This is a genomic window from Halodurantibacterium daqingense (assembly GCF_042666235.1).
Taxonomy (GTDB): Bacteria; Pseudomonadota; Alphaproteobacteria; order Rhodobacterales; family Rhodobacteraceae; genus Halodurantibacterium; species Halodurantibacterium daqingensis.
The window spans coordinates 163,628-178,670 of the sequence record NZ_JBHTFQ010000002.1; the positions used below are offsets into that span (position 1 = coordinate 163,628).

General features: G+C 63.8%; 16 protein-coding genes. 5 read left to right on the forward strand and 11 right to left on the reverse strand.

The annotated features are described in order from the left end of the window. Positions 1-7 precede the first annotated feature (7 nt). The 7 genes from ACFQXB_RS04200 to ACFQXB_RS04230 form a co-directional block, all read right to left on the reverse strand. Positions 8-1,009: an alpha/beta fold hydrolase gene (locus ACFQXB_RS04200; protein ID WP_377399618.1), complete on the reverse strand. Its 1,002-nt coding sequence runs from the start codon at positions 1,007-1,009 to the stop codon at positions 8-10. Then, positions 999-1,916, reverse strand: coding sequence for a homoserine O-acetyltransferase MetA (metA, locus tag ACFQXB_RS04205; RefSeq protein WP_377399621.1), 918 nt, complete (start codon positions 1,914-1,916; stop codon positions 999-1,001). The genes ACFQXB_RS04200 and metA overlap by 11 nt, the downstream gene beginning before the upstream one ends. A 50-nt stretch (positions 1,917-1,966) precedes the next feature. Then, entirely contained in the window at positions 1,967-2,830 is an 864-nt protein-coding gene (locus ACFQXB_RS04210) for an ATPase (RefSeq protein WP_377400708.1), read from the reverse strand. Between the two features lie 90 nt (positions 2,831-2,920). After that, positions 2,921-4,018 carry an OmpP1/FadL family transporter gene (locus ACFQXB_RS04215; RefSeq protein WP_377399624.1) on the reverse strand — a complete coding sequence of 366 codons (1,098 nt, stop codon included), beginning with the start codon at positions 4,016-4,018 and terminating at the stop codon, positions 2,921-2,923. A gap of 85 nt (positions 4,019-4,103) precedes the next feature. Beyond that, positions 4,104-5,003, reverse strand: a complete 900-nt coding sequence (locus ACFQXB_RS04220) for a DMT family transporter (protein WP_377400711.1) — start codon at positions 5,001-5,003, stop codon at positions 4,104-4,106. Between the two features lie 255 nt (positions 5,004-5,258). Beyond that, positions 5,259-6,137, reverse strand: a complete 879-nt coding sequence (locus ACFQXB_RS04225) for an SDR family oxidoreductase (RefSeq protein WP_377399626.1) — start codon at positions 6,135-6,137, stop codon at positions 5,259-5,261. Between the two features lie 55 nt (positions 6,138-6,192). Then, the gene (locus tag ACFQXB_RS04230) at positions 6,193-6,939 is read right to left on the reverse strand and encodes an SDR family NAD(P)-dependent oxidoreductase (protein WP_377399629.1); all 747 of its coding nucleotides are present in this window, start codon (positions 6,937-6,939) and stop codon (positions 6,193-6,195) included. A 175-nt stretch (positions 6,940-7,114) separates the two neighbouring features. Between ACFQXB_RS04230 and ACFQXB_RS04235 the strand changes: the two genes are divergently transcribed. After that, positions 7,115-7,678 (forward strand): TetR/AcrR family transcriptional regulator, encoded by a 564-nt coding sequence (locus tag ACFQXB_RS04235; protein ID WP_377400713.1) that lies wholly within the window; start codon positions 7,115-7,117, stop codon positions 7,676-7,678. A 26-nt stretch (positions 7,679-7,704) separates the two neighbouring features. Here the strand turns inward: ACFQXB_RS04235 and ACFQXB_RS04240 are convergent, their stop codons facing one another. Beyond that, entirely contained in the window at positions 7,705-8,283 is a 579-nt protein-coding gene (locus ACFQXB_RS04240) for a TetR/AcrR family transcriptional regulator (RefSeq protein ID WP_377399632.1), read from the reverse strand. A gap of 108 nt (positions 8,284-8,391) precedes the next feature. Here ACFQXB_RS04240 and ACFQXB_RS04245 point away from each other — a divergent pair, with 108 nt between their 5' ends. Genes ACFQXB_RS04245 through ACFQXB_RS04255 form a run of 3 tightly spaced genes read left to right on the forward strand, consistent with a single transcriptional unit; the run spans position 8,392 to position 10,114 of the window. Then, positions 8,392-9,408 carry an NADP-dependent oxidoreductase gene (locus ACFQXB_RS04245; RefSeq protein ID WP_377399635.1) on the forward strand — a complete coding sequence of 339 codons (1,017 nt, stop codon included), beginning with the start codon at positions 8,392-8,394 and terminating at the stop codon, positions 9,406-9,408. A gap of 16 nt (positions 9,409-9,424) precedes the next feature. After that, positions 9,425-9,724, forward strand: coding sequence for a putative quinol monooxygenase (locus tag ACFQXB_RS04250; protein ID WP_377399638.1), 300 nt, complete (start codon positions 9,425-9,427; stop codon positions 9,722-9,724). 15 nt (positions 9,725-9,739) lie between these two features. Beyond that, positions 9,740-10,114: a hypothetical protein gene (locus tag ACFQXB_RS04255; protein ID WP_377399641.1), complete on the forward strand. Its 375-nt coding sequence runs from the start codon at positions 9,740-9,742 to the stop codon at positions 10,112-10,114. 25 nt (positions 10,115-10,139) lie between these two features. Here ACFQXB_RS04255 and guaA read toward each other — a convergent pair whose 3' ends face one another. Both guaA and ACFQXB_RS04265 read right to left on the reverse strand, forming a co-directional pair. Then, a complete protein-coding gene (gene guaA / locus ACFQXB_RS04260) occupies positions 10,140-11,705 on the reverse strand; it encodes a glutamine-hydrolyzing GMP synthase (RefSeq protein ID WP_377399644.1) in 1,566 nt (521 codons plus the stop codon). Between the two features lie 86 nt (positions 11,706-11,791). Then, on the reverse strand, positions 11,792-12,127 hold the full coding sequence (locus tag ACFQXB_RS04265; protein ID WP_377399647.1) for a DUF6477 family protein: 336 nt from the start codon (positions 12,125-12,127) through the stop codon (positions 11,792-11,794). A 219-nt stretch (positions 12,128-12,346) separates the two neighbouring features. Between ACFQXB_RS04265 and ACFQXB_RS04270 the strand changes: the two genes are divergently transcribed. Continuing rightward, positions 12,347-13,465, forward strand: a complete 1,119-nt coding sequence (locus tag ACFQXB_RS04270) for a DUF6456 domain-containing protein (protein WP_377399650.1) — start codon at positions 12,347-12,349, stop codon at positions 13,463-13,465. 63 nt (positions 13,466-13,528) lie between these two features. Here ACFQXB_RS04270 and ACFQXB_RS04275 read toward each other — a convergent pair whose 3' ends face one another. Beyond that, the gene (locus ACFQXB_RS04275) at positions 13,529-14,998 is read right to left on the reverse strand and encodes a catalase (RefSeq protein ID WP_377399653.1); all 1,470 of its coding nucleotides are present in this window, start codon (positions 14,996-14,998) and stop codon (positions 13,529-13,531) included. Positions 14,999-15,043 lie beyond the last annotated feature (45 nt).

Sequence of the window (15,043 nt, forward strand, 5' to 3'; positions counted from 1 at the left end):
CTCCTTGTCAGGGCCCTTCGCCGTGGGCCGCGGGAACGAGCTGTGCCTTTCGCAGACCGGCACGTTCTGCGGCGCGGTGGATTGCGGCCACAACTTCGTCCGGCGCGGCATGATGCGGCATGTGGCCGATCCCGTCGAGCACGGTCAGGCTGGCGCCCGGCACCTGTGACACCATCGCAAGCGAGTGAAGTTCAAGCCCGACGATGCGGTCGCGGTTTCCGTGCAGCACCTCGATCGGCTGGGTCAGTTCCGGATAATGCGGTGCCATGTACTGCAGATAGGGCTTCAGCTTGCCGATCTGGCGAGTATTGGCGACAAAGCTCTCCCGCCGCGCGCTCAGCCCGACGCCAATGTAATCGGCATAGCCCGGGGGCACGTCCTGGGGATTGAAGATCCCCTTGATCACCACCCGTTCCGCAAAACGGTGCGGGGCAAAGGCAGTGACAAGCGGCACCACGACGTTCTCGCCGAAGCGGCTCGAGATGAACGGATACCACCAGCCGAATTCGCCGGGCCAGGGATAGGTCGCGCCCGAAACGATCACCAGCGCCGACGGCCCGTCCGGATCGCGCAATGCCCAGGCCATCGCAACCGCGCCGCCATAGCTGTGACCCATGACGATGGGGTTGCGCACGCCCAGCTGGTCGGCGGCGGCACGCAGCAGATCGGCCTGTGCGATCGGATTTGCCGTGTCATCGCCGATGGTCTCGGTCCAGCCAAGGCCGGGCCGGTCGAAGGCGATGACGCGGTAATCCGATTTAAGCCGGTCCACCAACCCGAAGGTGAAATCGCGGGTATTGCCACTGGCGCCGTGCAGCAGCACCAGATCGGGTCCGCTGCCTTCCACATGGGCATGAACCTGAACGCCGTTCACATCCAGCAGGCGGCCGGTTGGCGGGTAGGTTGCCTCTGCCCTTGCCTCGCGCTGTGCGGCGCGCTGTCCGACAAGGCCTGCGCAGCCGGCAAGCAGCAGCGCCACCGCCGAAAGCGCAAGAAGGTTAGCAGCCAATCTGGGCAAGGTCATAAGGTGTGGTCTGATAAATCTCGTTGATCCAGTTGCCATATAGAAGATGGGCATGGCTGCGCCAGCGGTTGAGCGGCTTCTTCGCGGGATCGTCATCGGGGAAGTAGTTGATCGGCACGGCGATATCCTTGCCCGAGGCAACGTCCCGATCGTATTCCTCTTTCAGCGTGCCGCTGTCGTATTCGAAGTGGTTGAAGATATAAAGCGCACGCCGCCCCGGATCCTCGACCAGGCAGGGCCCGACCTGATCGCTGCCCAGAAGCGTGACCAGCCCCGGAACCGCGTTGACCTCGTCCTGCCGGATCTCGGTCCAGCGGCTGACAGGGATCAGCAGATCATCGGAAAAGCCGCGCAGGTAGGGCGAGGCAGGGGCCAGATTGCGGTGCCGGAAGCAGCCGAAGGCCTTCGCCTCCAGCAGGTGTTTGGGCACGCCATGAAAATGGTTGATCATCGCCATGCCGCCCCAGCACACGCCGAAGGTGGAATGGACATGGGTCTGGGTCCAGGCAAAGACCTCGCGCAGTTCGTCCCAATAGGTCACGGCCTCGTAGGGCAGGTGTTCAACCGGCGCGCCGGTGATGATGAGCCCGTCAAACCGTTCGTCCTTCACCTCCTGGAAGGGGCGATAGAACTCGGCCATGTGTTCGGCGGCGGTGTTCCTGGTTTCGTGTTCCGTCATGCGGATCAGCGACAGGTCGATCTGGAGCGGTGTGGCGCCGATCAGCCGCGCGAACTGGGTCTCGGTCTGGATCTTCTTGGGCATGAGGTTGAGAAGCCCGATGCGCAGCGGCCTGATGTCCTGCCGTGCCGCGCGCGTCTGCGACATCACCATCACGCCTTCGCGCGACAGCACGTCGTAGGCGGGAAGGGATTCGGGCAGGGTGATCGGCATGGCTTCTTCCTTTCAGCGAAAGGTGCAGATAGGCCTGTTTTGTGGCAGGCTCAAGCCCGCTGATCCAGTCGTTGCGCGATCAGGTCGTTGAAGGCGGCGGCGTCGGTGACGGCACCGATCTCGGCCGCGGTCACGCTGATTCCCCAGTTGCGCGCCATGGCCGCATAGCGCGGCTGCCGATGGGCAAGCGCCTGGGCATAGGCCCAGCGGACGAAGGCATCGGGATCGACGCGGTCTTCGCTCAGCCCGGTCGTGGCCAGATACTCGGCCCAGACGCGATGCAGGAAGGCGGGCTGGTAATACATCGGCTTCGGCGCCCGGTCGAAGCGGCGCACCAGTTCGTCCGTATGCGCGTCCGAGCCCTCGATCCACACCATCAGCACCCGCGACGACAGTGCCACCAGCACCGGATCCTGCGGATCGTCGGGATCGACCACCTCGCAGATCGAACCGCCGGTGTCGCAGACGAAATGCGGATAGCCATAGATTTCCTCGGCCCGGTCGATGAAATGGCCTGTGTCCAGCAGGGCTGCGATCTCTGCCGTGCGGTGCTGGCTTTGCCGCCTCATGTACTGGTCGAAAGGCAGGCCGCCACGTGCCGCGTCTCCCGGCTTGCCAAGATAGGTCGAAAGCGGCGCCAGATTGTCGAAGGTGATGTTCGAGGCGATATAGACCGAGTCGGTCAGTAGCAGTTCGCGCAGAAGCGGGACGCGCATCGCCTCGCGCTTGAAATTGTCGGCGATGTGTTCGCCCATGTAGCGGGTGCCGATGCGGTAATCGATCGAGTAGTGGAACCAGTCGCCCCCCTCGCGCAAGAGAGCCGCGACATGGGTCTTGCCAAGGCCCGACATTCCGAACAGCGCGATGCGCTTGTTGGTGGCCTTCAGCCAGTCTGCACCCGAACCGTAAAGCATCATCCCCCCGTCAGCAGCTGTCCCTGCCAAAGCAGAGCCGCAGCGCAGGGTCAAGGCAGATGCAGCCCCGCTGGGGCCGCATCGCCGGTCTCAGAACGTATAGCCGATCCGCAGACCGGCCGCGATCGCATGGTTGTCGTTGAACTGGCCACCGATCGGGGGAACGGTGGTGGCATCGCCCAGATCGATGTAGCGCAGGCCACCGGTCACCTTGATGTTGTCCTGCGTATAGGTCACCGCCACACCGATGCTGCGCTGCCCGTCCGTGGGGCCAAGGTTCGAGGTGGGGGTAAAGCCGTCGGTCTGGTAGCTGGCCATCAGCGCGCCCGACCAGTTTTCGTTGAAACGACGGCCGATGCCGATCGAATAGACCACTGCTTCGGTCCGGTAGGAGACCAGGGTGCCCCCGGTCACCGATTCGTAAAGCGGCGGCGTGATGTCGAAGTCGGTCCATTTGACCCAGCGGATCCCCCCCATGAGCAGCGTGTCGGCGGCGATGCCGGTCTGGGCTTCGATGTTCACCGACTCGGGGATGATCGTCGAGAAGGCCGTGTCCTGGGACATGGTGCCAAGGCCGGTGGTCAGGGCTTCCGACGCATCGAAGTTGTGCTTGAGGCGCGAGTTATAGGTCACGGCCACCCGCGCCGCGTATTGCGGAAGCTCGTAGGCCGCGCCCAGCAGCCAGCCGAAGGCCACGTCGTCATCCACCGACATGCGGTAGGTGAACGAGGGCGTGAACAGCTCCACCTCGCCATTGGTGCGCACGGCGCGCAGGCCGCCATAGGCGCTCATGTTCTCGTTGAAGCGATAGCGGAGCACGCCGGTCACGCCGACGCTGTTGATCTCGGCATTCGATCCGGCAAGGGGGTATCCCGTTCCGGTCGGATACAGAAGGTCCGCGCCGATCGGTTCGTCGATGATCAGTGCCACGTCAAGATCAGGCGTGATCGGCATCTTCATGCCGAATGACAGGCTCTGGTACGAACGGGTCATGTCGCCGCTGCCAAGGGCGCCGCCCCCGACCGTGCCGCTTACCTTCGGATTCACGTTGCTGATGCCAAGCTCGAAGTATCGGCCTGGCTCGAAAAGGATGGCCATGGACTGGGGCGAACGCTCGACCGTCGCCATTGCGGCAGTGGTCGAGAGCGCAAGCGCCATCGCTCCGGCAGGCGCCAGGGTTTTCATCATGTGCGGATTCCTACAGAGGTTTTTTTATTGTAACGGAAGCGTAAGCTGCGCGAATTTGTCGCGTCAATTATGACCCAGCGTAAGGTCAGGTCGTGCGACCCTTTCGGCGCGCCTCGGCGCGCATGTTCAGCAGGTTCGCGGTCAGAATGATCAGCGCGCCCAGGAGCACCGGCCATTCGAGGCTTTCGCTGTAAAGCACCGCGCCGATCAGCGCGATCAGCGGCAGGCGGATGAAATCCATCGGGATGACGACAAGGGCAGGCGCGTGGCCCAGGGCGCGCGTCAGGCAGAAGTGGGCCACCAGCCCCGCGGCCCCGATGACCGCGATCCAGGGCCAGTTTTCGGGCCGAGGCCAGGCGATGGCACCGTCCATTCCGGCCATGACAAGCGCGAAGACCGCCTGCAGGCCGACCAGCCAGAACAGGATGCAGGTGATCGACTCGCTGCGGGTCAACACCTTGGTGAAGACGGCCGAGCCGGCAAAGCCGACAGCCGCCCCGGCCGCCGCGAGGATGGCCGGGTCGAGTGCCCTGAAGTCGGGGCGTGCCACGATGAGGATGCCGACAAAGCCAAGCGCCGCCGCACCCACCCGCGCGCGTGTGATCCGTTCGCCCAGAAGCAGCGGTGCCAGCAGGATCACCCAGAGCGGCGAGGTGAACTCAAGCGCCACGACCTGTGCGAGCGGCAGCATGGTGATGGCCCAGAACCAGAGGTTCTGCCCGGTGAAGTGGAACATGTTGCGCAAGAGCTGCAGGTGGAATGACCGGACGGAGATCTGGCGCAACGTGCCTGCACCGCCGCCGACAAGCACCACCAGGCCGATCCCGATGATCGAGCGGTAGAGCATCATCTCGAATGTATCGAGATCGCTGGACAAGGCGCGCGCCGCAACCGCCATCGAGGAGAAGGACGCGACCGAGCCCATCATCCAGAGCGCCGCGCGCAAGAGATCGGTGGGCGCAGGCAGGATCTGGCTTTGCGGCATGAAATACCCCTCCTCGGTGGGCGGAGGCAGGCTTTCCCTCTGCGGGCCGAAAGTCAACCCGTCGGAAACGCCTTGCGGGTCTGCGCGAGCCGGCGTTGCCCGGCTCAGCCATACCTGCGCCGGCCTTTCGACCTGCCGCTGCGCGCCGATCTTGAACATGATTCTCGCAACGTGGCGCACCGGGGTTTGGGCGCAGGCCTGGCATGGTCACGGTCTCCATTCGCGCCATGGTGCTCCAAGGGGGCAGGCCTTCGTTCAGAGAGAGTCCAGAATGTCCTGGACAAGGCCGGCCTTCTGCAGGGGGTGCCAAGCCAAGTGCTGCCTGGTCAGAACGCTGGACGCGGGAACGTCCATTCTCGCGATCCGATCGAGCCAGCCAAAGTGTGTCGCCGATTCCTCTTCCGAAAGCGAGATCGCAGGCACGCCCAGCCGTCTGCCGATCGCTTCGGCAACGTCGCGGACCGCGACACCTTCTTCGCCCACCGCATGGTAGTGTTCGCCGTTTACGCCGTTGTCGAGGACAAGGCGGTATAGCCGGGCAACGTCGAGCCGATGGACTGCCGGCCAGCGGTTTTGCCCGCCGCCCACATAGGCCGAGACACCCTGTCGGCGCGCATGATCCATCAGGTAGGAGGCAAATCCCTGCCGGTTCCGATCGTGGACCTGCGGCATCCTGATGACCGACACGCTGACCCCGCTGTCGATCAGCGCCATGGCCACCTGCTCCGACACGCGCGGCATACCATGGGCGCCGGGCGGCAGAATGTCGGTCTCGGTTGACACCCGTCCCATCAAGGGCGGCAGGCCCGACGTCACGATGAACCGTTTGCCTGTTCCGGCAAGGGCACTGCCCATGGCCTCGATTGCGACCCGGTCCATCTCGCAGTTGTCGGCCATGCGGGAGAAATCATGATCGAAGGCCGTGTGAATGACGGCATCGGCCTGCTGTGAGCCCCGGCGCAAGCTCTCCAGATCGCGTAGATCGCCTTTCAGAACATCGCAACCCGCTTGCCGCAAGAGCTCGGCAGACGGTTCCGACCGCGCAAGTCCCAGGACTTCGTGTCCGTCGTCAAGCAGATTGGGCACGATCGCCGAACCGATGAAGCCGGTCGCGCCGGTCAGAAAAACTCGCATTCCATATCCTTGGAGTTGGTTGCCGTCACGGCTCGGCTTCTTGAGAGCAGCGTCGTCACCAAGGCACGGTTCCATTTTCATCCGAGAAGGTTCCGGTGGGTCCGTCGTCGCCGATCAGGGCAAGCCGCACCGGCTCGCGCGCGCCCTCCTCCACGCTGCGCGTGCCGTTGAAGTTGTTGAGCGCGGTCGAGGTGAAGCCGGGGCAGGCGGCATTGACCTTGATGTTCGTTCCTTCGAGCGCCAGCGCAAGGGCCAGCATCACGGCATGCGCCGCTGCCTTTGACGCGGAGTAATTGCCGAACATCCGCCGATGCGCGTTGGCGGGGTCGGAGTTGAGCGTCAGCGATGCGCCAGAACTGCCGGTGATGACGATACGGCCCGCAGGCGACTCGCGCAGAAGCGGAAGCATCGCTTGCGTCACGGCAATGACGCCGAACACATTGGTCTCGAACACCGTCCGGATCTCGTCAAGAGGCGCGTCAGTCAGCAGGTTCGTCCTGACAGCGTCTGCGAAGTCCTGGTTCGGCTTCGCCCGTGAGATCCCGGCATTGTTCATCAGGATGTCAAGGCGGCCAAACCTGGAGCGGATGAGAGCCGCCGCCTGAGCGATCGAAGCTTCATCCGTGACGTCGAGCTGGATGGCGTGGGCTCCCGCTCCGATGTCCTGCACCGCCTTCTCGCCCTTTTCAAGGACGCGCGCGCCGACAATCACCGTCAGTCCTTTTGCAACCAGGTCCTTCGCTATTTGGAGGCCGATGCCTTGAGTGGCGCCCGTAACGAGAGCAACGCGCTCGTCCGACATGATGGAATCCTTCTTTCTCGCTCGCTTTCCGAGGTCAGGAGAGGTATTAAGCGGAACAATCTTCCGCCTATATACGGAACGGTGTTCCGTTTAGCAAGCGCCTATCGAGGAGTTTCTGAGAGTCATGCCGGGCAGACCGTCGGAACGGACCCTGCGCGCCGATGCGCAGCGCAATATGGAGACACTGGTGCGCACGGCACGGGACGTGTTCGCCACATCCGGTGTCGAGGCACCGATGCGCGAGATCGCCGAAAAGGCAGGTGTCGGCGTCGGGACCATCTATCGCAACTTTCCGCAGCGCTCGGATCTGATTGCAGCAGTGTTTCGCAGTGAGGTTGATGCCTGCGCCGACGCCGCGGCCAGTCTCGCGGCAGCCTTTCCTCCGGGGGAGGCGCTCGATCGCTGGATGCAACGTTATGTCGATTTCATCGTTGCCAAGCGTGGACTTGCTGCCGCCCTGCATTCGGGCGACCCGGCGTTTGAGGCTTTGCCGGCCTATTTCGACAGCCGGTTTGAGCCCGCACTGCAAAGGTTGCTCGACGCGGCCGTCACCGCCGGAGAAATCCGGCCGGATGCAAATCCCTATGATCTCTTGCGCGCCGTTGCGAGCCTGTGCATGCCGTCAAGCAACGGAGATCCTTCTGCCGCTCGCCGGCTCGTGGCACTTCTGGTTGACGGGCTGCGTTATCGCGCGGCCGGTCCGGAGCGCGCCGCAAGTCTCCGACATAAGCCCGATTAGACGCCCAGCAGATCTTCTCAGGCCGCTTACAGGCGCGGGTTTTCAGGAACGCCGCCGGTTCGCCCCGGAAGAATGGCGTCCGATATGATGTCGAAGAGGTGATCCGCACGCGGTACGAGCGGAGGCTGATCGGCAAGCCACGCCAGGGCGCTGATCAGGGCAAAGAGATCGTTTCCGTCCATGTCCTGCCGTGCCAGACCCTTGGCTTGCGCCCGTCGCAGAAGCTCGGCTCCCGCCTGGCGCAGATCGACACATGAGGAATGCAGGGCGGAAGTCTCGTCGGCGATGGCGGCAACCATCGGCGCGATGACGCCCTTGTAGCTGTGCGTCACGGCGATCGCCTCGCGCAGCCAGCGCAACAGAGCCTCGTCGGCTTGGTCCCACTGGGCAAGTTCTCCGGCCTTCAAGGTCAGTTCATCGAAGCGCGTGCGGAGCAGGGCCTCCAGCAAGGCTTCGCGCGTGGGAAAGTGGCGATGCAGCGTCCCGTCGCCAACTCCCGCCTTGCGGGCGATGTCCCGCAGCGACGCATCCCCGCCGTCGCCGGAAAGAAGGTCGCGCGCGACGGCGAGGATATGGTCGTAGTTCTTTCGGGCGTCTGATCTCATGATATCAACTTGACAAATGGAGCGGTGCCCCGTTTAATCGGGGCATCGCTCCACATAATGCGGAGCAGTGCTCCAGCTGTAGCACGCTTGCTTCTAAAGGACAAAGCCATGTCGAATGAAACAATGAAAGCCGTGCGGATTCATGCCTTCGGCGGCCCGGACGTCCTGCAATACGAAGATGCACCGAAGCCGGTGCTGGAGCCGGGCGAGGTTCTGGTTCGCGTCCATGCCATCGGGATCAATCCGCCCGACTGGTACCTGCGCGACGGCTACAGGGCCCTGCCGCCGGAATGGCGGCCGCAGGTGGATTTTCCCCTCGTATTGGGAACGGACATTGCCGGAATCGTGGAGGCGGTTGCCGAGGATGTTCAGGACTTTTCCGTCGGCGACGAAGTCTATTCCATGGTGCGGTTCTTCAGCGTCGGGGAAAGCAAGGCCTATGCGGAATATGTCAGCGTGCCGGCGTCGGAGCTTGCGCTGAAGCCCGCCGGCATCGACCACATCCATGCCGCCGCAGCCCCGATGTCGCTGCTCACCGCCTGGCAGTTCATGGTGGACCTCGGGCACAGCGCGCCGAACCCGCTGCAGCCAAGCCCGCATCAACCGGTCCCGCTTGAGGGCAGGACGGTGCTGGTCAACGGGGCCGCAGGCGGCGTCGGGCACTTCGCGGTGCAGGTGGCCAAGCTGAAGGGCGCGCGGGTCATTGCCGTAGCCTCAGGCGGACATGAGGCCATCCTGCGCGACCTCGGTGCCGACCAGTTCATCGATTACACCAAGACCCCTCCCGAAGACGTCGCCCGGGATCTCGATCTTGTGGTCGATGCGCTGGGTGGTCCGACAACGGGCCGTTTCCTTCGGACCCTGAAGCGGGGAGGAGCCTTGTTCCCCGTCTACCCGCTTGGTTTTGCAGATGCCGAGGACGCCGAACAACGGGGCATCACGGTCTCCACGACCCAGGTCCGTTCCAGCGGCGCTCAACTGACGGAGCTTGCCCGCCTGCTCGGTGATGGAACGATCCGAGTCGTCATCGACAGCATCTATCCGCTTGCCGAGGCACGCCAGGCGCATGAACGGGCCGCCAGGGGCCATATCCGGGGAAAGATCGTGCTGACCGTCGGCAACTGAATAGGGGGATGCCGACATGCTCATTCTCATGGGGTACATCCACATCGATCCGCTTGACGTCGACACTTTCGTCCGCGACCTTCGCACGATCAGTCTCAGCACGAAAGCTGAAGAGGGATGTCTGTTTTATGGCATCACGTTGGATGACAGGCCAACAGGACGCTTTCTGGTCGCAGAGCGCTGGCGGGATCAGCAGGCGCTGACAGCCCATCTTGAAAGGGCGGAGACGATGGCGTTCCTGACAGACTGGGGGGACCGGATGAAAGGCGAGCTTCAAACCTACGAGGTGATAAAGGAAGTGCCCAGATCGGGTTGACCGGACATGGTGGCAATGGACGGCATGATTGTCTTCGGCATGGATCCGGAATTTTCGCGCTTTGGCTATGTGGAATGTGCACGCATGGCTGTGGTTTTTCCACGATGCCCCGGGACAACCGGATCGAAAACATGCCCGCGCTTCCTCGCGGAAGCGCCGTCACGCGGTTTCTGGAGGCCAGTTGCGCAGAATCCCTTTTTGCTCGGCATCTCGGATCAAGAAAGCACCGTCAGGAGTAATGAGGCTCGTGACGGTGCTTTCGTTTTTCCGGTTGATCAATGGGGCCCGTCAGCCAGGCTGCCGGAGGTGATTCATGCCCACCGACAGATGTCGATAGGCATGGGAAAGGGTTGTTTTGTTGCCAGTTGGCTGGATCGTTGTTCAGCGTAAATCGGCGCTGTTCGATGGCCTGGAATCACTCCCACTCGATCGTTCCGGGTGGTTTCGAGGTGATGTCATAGGTGACGCGGTTGATGCCCTTCACCTCGTTGATGATCCGGGTGGCGGTTTCACCCAGGAACTCGTGCGTGAAGGGATAGTAATCGGCGGTCATCCCGTCCACCGAGGTGACGGCACGCAGGGCGCAGGCGTAGTCATAGGTGCGTCCGTCGCCCATCACGCCGACGGTGCGCACCGGCAGCAGCGCCACGAAGGCCTGCCAGATGGCATCGTAAAGCCCGTGCTTGCGGATCTGGTCGATATAGACCGCATCCGCCTTGCGCAGGATCTCCAGCTTCTCGCGCGTGATTTCGCCGGGGCAACGAATGGCGAGGCCCGGCCCCGGGAAGGGGTGGCGGCCGATGAAATGCGCGGGCAGACCAAGTTCGCGCCCCAGCGCGCGCACCTCGTCCTTGAAGAGTTCCCGCAGCGGTTCGACCAGCTTCATGCCCATCTTTTCGGGAAGTCCGCCCACGTTGTGGTGCGACTTGATCGTGACCGACGGCCCGCCCGAAAAGCTGACGCTTTCGATCACGTCGGGGTAAAGCGTGCCCTGGGCGAGGAACTCGGCGCCGCCCACCGATTTGGCGTGCTTCTCGAACACCTCGATGAACAGTCGCCCGATGGTCTTGCGCTTCACCTCCGGGTCCGACACGCCCTCCAGCGCGCCAAGGAAAAGGTCGGCCTCGTCGGCGTGGATCAGGGGGATGTTATAGGTGTCGCGGAACATGGCCACGACTTCCTCGGCCTCGTTCTGGCGCATCAGCCCGTGATCGACGAAGACGCAGGTCAGCTGATCGCCGATTGCCTCGTGGATCAGTACGGCGGCGACCGAACTGTCGACGCCGCCCGAAAGGCCGCAGATCACGCGGGCATCGCCCACCTGTTCGCGGATCTTGCGGATCGCCTCGTCCTTGTAGGCGCCCATCGTCCAGTCGCCGGTGAAGCCGGCGAGCCGCACGAAGTTCTGCAGCAGGACGCGCCCGTTCGGGGTGTGATGCACCTCGGGGTGGAACTGAACGGCGTAGAAATGGCGGCTTTCGTCGCCGACGATCGCAAACGGCGCATTGGGCGAGGTGCCGATCACCTCGAAGCCGGGGGCCAGGGTCGTGACCCGGTCACCGTGGCTCATCCAGACTTCTTCACGCCCGGCCGCGAACAGACCGGCAAAGATCCCGTCGCCACGATGGCCCGAAGCAGGCTCCACAAAGGCCCGGCCGAATTCGCGGTGATGGCCGGATTCCACCTTGCCGCCCAACTGCTCCATCATCACCTGCTGGCCATAGCAGATGCCCAGCACCGGCAGCCCCAGATCGAAAAGGCTTTGCGGCGCCCGCGGGCTTGCGGCCTCGGTCACGCTGGCCGGACCGCCCGACAGGATCACTGCCCGTGCGCCGAAGTCGCGCAGGAAGGCGTCATCGACCTTGTTGAACGGATGGATTTCGCAATAGACGTTCAGCTCTCGCAGGCGGCGCGCGATGAGCTGCGTCACCTGGCTGCCGAAGTCGATGATGAGAAGGCGGTCATGGGCGATCTGTGTCATGGCCGGTCTTTAAGCCCGCGAGCCCTCGCACGCAATAGGGATTAGGCCGCTCCGGGCGTCACGAATGATCGGCCAGGCGGCGTCCGCTAGATGAGGCCGGCGGCAGCGATGACCGGGCGGGGCAGAAGCCGCGCTTCTCCAAGAATGGCAATCATCACAAGAACATGTCGCGCGACATTGTAACAGGCGTCACCGCTGGTGCGGATCTGGTTCAGGCGCGCCTCTTCGTGCAGCAGAAGGTCCAGTGCCCGCGCCGGGGCGGGCAGCGCGGCCATGCGCAGCAGCTTGCGCAGGTCGCGGTCGCGCCGATACTCGGTCATTCCCGCCCGCGCCGCCCGGATCAGCAGCCGGGGACGCCTCAGCGACTGCAGCGTGTCCAGGACATCGGTTCCGTCGAAGGCAGTTGTTCCAAGTTGGCTCATGTCATCCTCACGCTTTGACTGTTGCTGGTCAGGATGACTCAACCCAAGCGGGTGTTGCATTTTGCGGTGAGTTAGCGCGCGCTCCTTTCAGAAGAGTTTAGGAATTACCCCCAATTATCGGGAACTGTTCGATTATTAACCGGCAGGTAAGGTTTGCTGCGATTGGTTGTTAACCAACTTCGGCACCGAGTCCGCTGGAAGGAGGCAGTAGCAGAACCCATGGCAACGGCACAACGAACCCACGCTCCCTTACCCGGATGGCTGCCGGATGCTGTCCGCCTGTACCTGTCGCATACCGAGGACGGGCTTTCGCTGCGGGCGCTGGCCCGACGCGAGGGGTGCCATGCCTCGACCGTGATGCGCCAGGTGCGCCGCTTTGAAAACCGTCGCGACGACCCTCTGGTCGACGAGGCGCTTGCCCGCCTGGGGCGCGCGCGTGCCGCAGGCAAGACGATCCCGAACAACAAGGACATCCCGCCCATGACCGCAGCCTTCCGCCCCGAACAGCACGTTTCCGATGATGTCACCCTTGCCCAGGAGGCGCGTCGGGTCTTGCGCCGGCTGTGCGAGCCGGGCGCGGTTCTGGCCATTGCACCGAACATGGACAAGGCGGCCGTGCTGCGGGAAATGCCGGACGGAGTGACGGCGCGCATTGCGGTTGTCCCCCGTGCCACCGCCGAGGCTTTCGCGCTGAAGGACTGGATCACCTGCCGCAGCACGGGCCGGGTTGCGACCTACGAGATCACGGCGGCGGGCCGGGCGGAACTGCGCCGGTTGCTCGCGCAGGAGCCGGCGGCGGGATGCGCCGAGGCGGCGATGCCCTTTGCAGATCAGCACCGCGTCTGGGAGGAAAAGCTGGTTCAGGAGCGGCCGGGCGAGGCACCGCGCCGCATCCGCTACAACCTTGCGGAAAGCCCGGTGGCGGTGTTGGCGCGTCGGCGCGACAAGGACGGCGTGCCCTTCCTCACGCCGGATCTGGTGGCAGCGGGCGAAAGGCTGCGCGAGGATTTCGAACTTGCGCAGATGGGGCCGCGCGTGGCGCAGAACTGGGACCGGTTCCTGACCGGGGGCGACAGGGGCGGGTTCCAGCCCGGATCGGGGCCGGCGCAGGGGCCTCGTGCTGCCCGCGACCGGGTGGCCGCTGCGCTGCGTGATCTGGGGCCGGGCCTGGGGGACATGGTCCTGCGCTGCTGCTGCTATCTCGAAGGGCTGGAACAGGCGGAACGGCGGCTGGGCTGGTCGGCGCGGTCGGGCAAGATCGTGCTGCGGATCGCGCTGCAGCGCCTGCGCCGCCACTACGAGGAAAACGGCGGCCTTGCCGCACCGCTGATTGGCTGACGCGGCTTCAATAAGAACGGCCCGCCAGAGGATCTGGCGGGCCGTTTCATTGCAACCGCGCAGTTACTCGGCGGCGGCAAGCGATCCGTTCAGGGTTGCGCGTGCGGCGCGAACGCCATCGGCAAAAACGGGCGTGACCAATGCATAGTGGCCCAGCATCCGCTCGATGATCTCGTCCGGCACGCCCTGCATGGCTTCGGCGATGTTCTGATAGAGGCGCTGACGCTGTTCCTCGTTCATCACCTTGTCATGAAGCGCCCGCGGCTGGCTGTAGTCGTCATTGCCTTCGCGGTGGTTGTAGCGGGCCGCATCACCGGAAATCCGCAGCGGCGGCTCGGCGACGCTCGGATCCTCCTTGGCCGAATCGGCGAACGAGTTCGGCTCGTAATAGGCATCGAGATGCCCGGTCCGCTGGCCGAAGAAGTTCATGTTCCCGTCCTTGTGGTAGTGATGAACCGGGCAGCGCGGGGCGTTGACGGGCAGGGCCTCGTAATGGGTGCCCAGGCGATAGCGGTGCGCATCGGCATAGCTGAACACGCGGGCCTGCAGCATCTTGTCGGGCGAGAAGCCGACACCGGGCACCTTGTTCGACGGGCTGAAGGCGGCCTGCTCGATCTCGGCGAAGTAGTTTTCGGGGTTGCGGTTCAGCTCCATGATGCCGACCTCGATCAGCGGGTAGTCGCTGTGCGGCCAGATCTTGGTCAGGTCGAACGGGTTGTAGGGCGTCTTTTCGGCGTCCAGTTCCGGCATGATCTGCACGCAGAGCTTCCATTTGGGGAAGTCGCCCTTCTCGATCGCGCCGAACAGGGCTTCCTGGTAGCCCTCGCGGGTGCGGCCGATGATTTCTTCGGCCTCGCGGTTGGTGTAGTGGGCGTGGCCCTGCAGGGTCTTGAAGTGGAACTTGACCCAGAACCGCTCGCCATCCTTGTTCCAGAAGGAATAGGTATGGCTGCCATAGCCGTTCATGTGCATGGGCGTCTGCGGCAGGCCGCGGTCCGACATCAGGATCATCACCTGGTGGATGGCTTCCGGGCTGAGGCTCCAGAAGTCCCACATCGCGGTGGCGGAACGCAGGTTGGTCTTGGGGTGGCGCTTCTGCGTGTGGATGAAATCGGGGAACTTGTAGGCATCGCGCACGAAGAAGACCGGGGTGTTGTTCCCCACCACATCCCAGTTGCCTTCGTCGGTGTAGAACTTCACCGAAAAGCCGCGCACATCGCGTTCATGGTCGGCGGCGCCCAGTTCGCCCGCAACGGTCGAGAAGCGCGCGACCAGTTCGGTCTTCTTGCCGACCTCGGCGAAGATGCTGGCGCGGGTATATTTCGTGATGTCGTTGGTGACGGTAAAGGTGCCATAGGCGCCCCAGCCCTTGGCGTGCACGACGCGCTCGGGGATCCGCTCGCGGTTCTGGTGGGCGAGCTTCTCGAGAAGCTGGTAATCCTCGAGCAGCACCGGGCCGCGGGGGCCTGCGGTCAGGCTGTTCTGGTTGTCGGCGATCGGCGCGCCGGCGGTTGTGGTCAGTCGCTTGGTCACGGGGTAACCCTCCTTGCTTGTTCTTGTTCCGAATCCGGCGTGACT

What these genes read in the sequence shown, in the direction of transcription:
- metA (WP_377399621.1), bottom strand. Translation starts at nt 1,916, where the DNA reads ATGCCGATCACCCTGCCCGAATCCCTTCCCGCCTACGACGTGCTGTCG.
- ACFQXB_RS04210 (WP_377400708.1), bottom strand. Translation starts at nt 2,830, where the DNA reads ATGCTTTACGGTTCGGGTGCAGACTGGCTGAAGGCCACCAACAAGCGC.
- ACFQXB_RS04215 (WP_377399624.1), bottom strand. Translation starts at nt 4,018, where the DNA reads ATGATGAAAACCCTGGCGCCTGCCGGAGCGATGGCGCTTGCGCTCTCG.
- ACFQXB_RS04220 (WP_377400711.1), bottom strand. Translation starts at nt 5,003, where the DNA reads ATGCCGCAAAGCCAGATCCTGCCTGCGCCCACCGATCTCTTGCGCGCG.
- ACFQXB_RS04225 (WP_377399626.1), bottom strand. Translation starts at nt 6,137, where the DNA reads ATGCGAGTTTTTCTGACCGGCGCGACCGGCTTCATCGGTTCGGCGATC.
- ACFQXB_RS04230 (WP_377399629.1), bottom strand. Translation starts at nt 6,939, where the DNA reads ATGTCGGACGAGCGCGTTGCTCTCGTTACGGGCGCCACTCAAGGCATC.
- ACFQXB_RS04235 (WP_377400713.1), top strand. Translation starts at nt 7,115, where the DNA reads ATGGAGACACTGGTGCGCACGGCACGGGACGTGTTCGCCACATCCGGT.
- ACFQXB_RS04240 (WP_377399632.1), bottom strand. Translation starts at nt 8,283, where the DNA reads ATGAGATCAGACGCCCGAAAGAACTACGACCATATCCTCGCCGTCGCG.
- ACFQXB_RS04245 (WP_377399635.1), top strand. Translation starts at nt 8,392, where the DNA reads ATGTCGAATGAAACAATGAAAGCCGTGCGGATTCATGCCTTCGGCGGC.
- ACFQXB_RS04250 (WP_377399638.1), top strand. Translation starts at nt 9,425, where the DNA reads ATGCTCATTCTCATGGGGTACATCCACATCGATCCGCTTGACGTCGAC.
- ACFQXB_RS04255 (WP_377399641.1), top strand. Translation starts at nt 9,740, where the DNA reads ATGGACGGCATGATTGTCTTCGGCATGGATCCGGAATTTTCGCGCTTT.
- guaA (WP_377399644.1), bottom strand. Translation starts at nt 11,705, where the DNA reads ATGACACAGATCGCCCATGACCGCCTTCTCATCATCGACTTCGGCAGC.
- ACFQXB_RS04265 (WP_377399647.1), bottom strand. Translation starts at nt 12,127, where the DNA reads ATGAGCCAACTTGGAACAACTGCCTTCGACGGAACCGATGTCCTGGAC.
- ACFQXB_RS04270 (WP_377399650.1), top strand. Translation starts at nt 12,347, where the DNA reads ATGGCAACGGCACAACGAACCCACGCTCCCTTACCCGGATGGCTGCCG.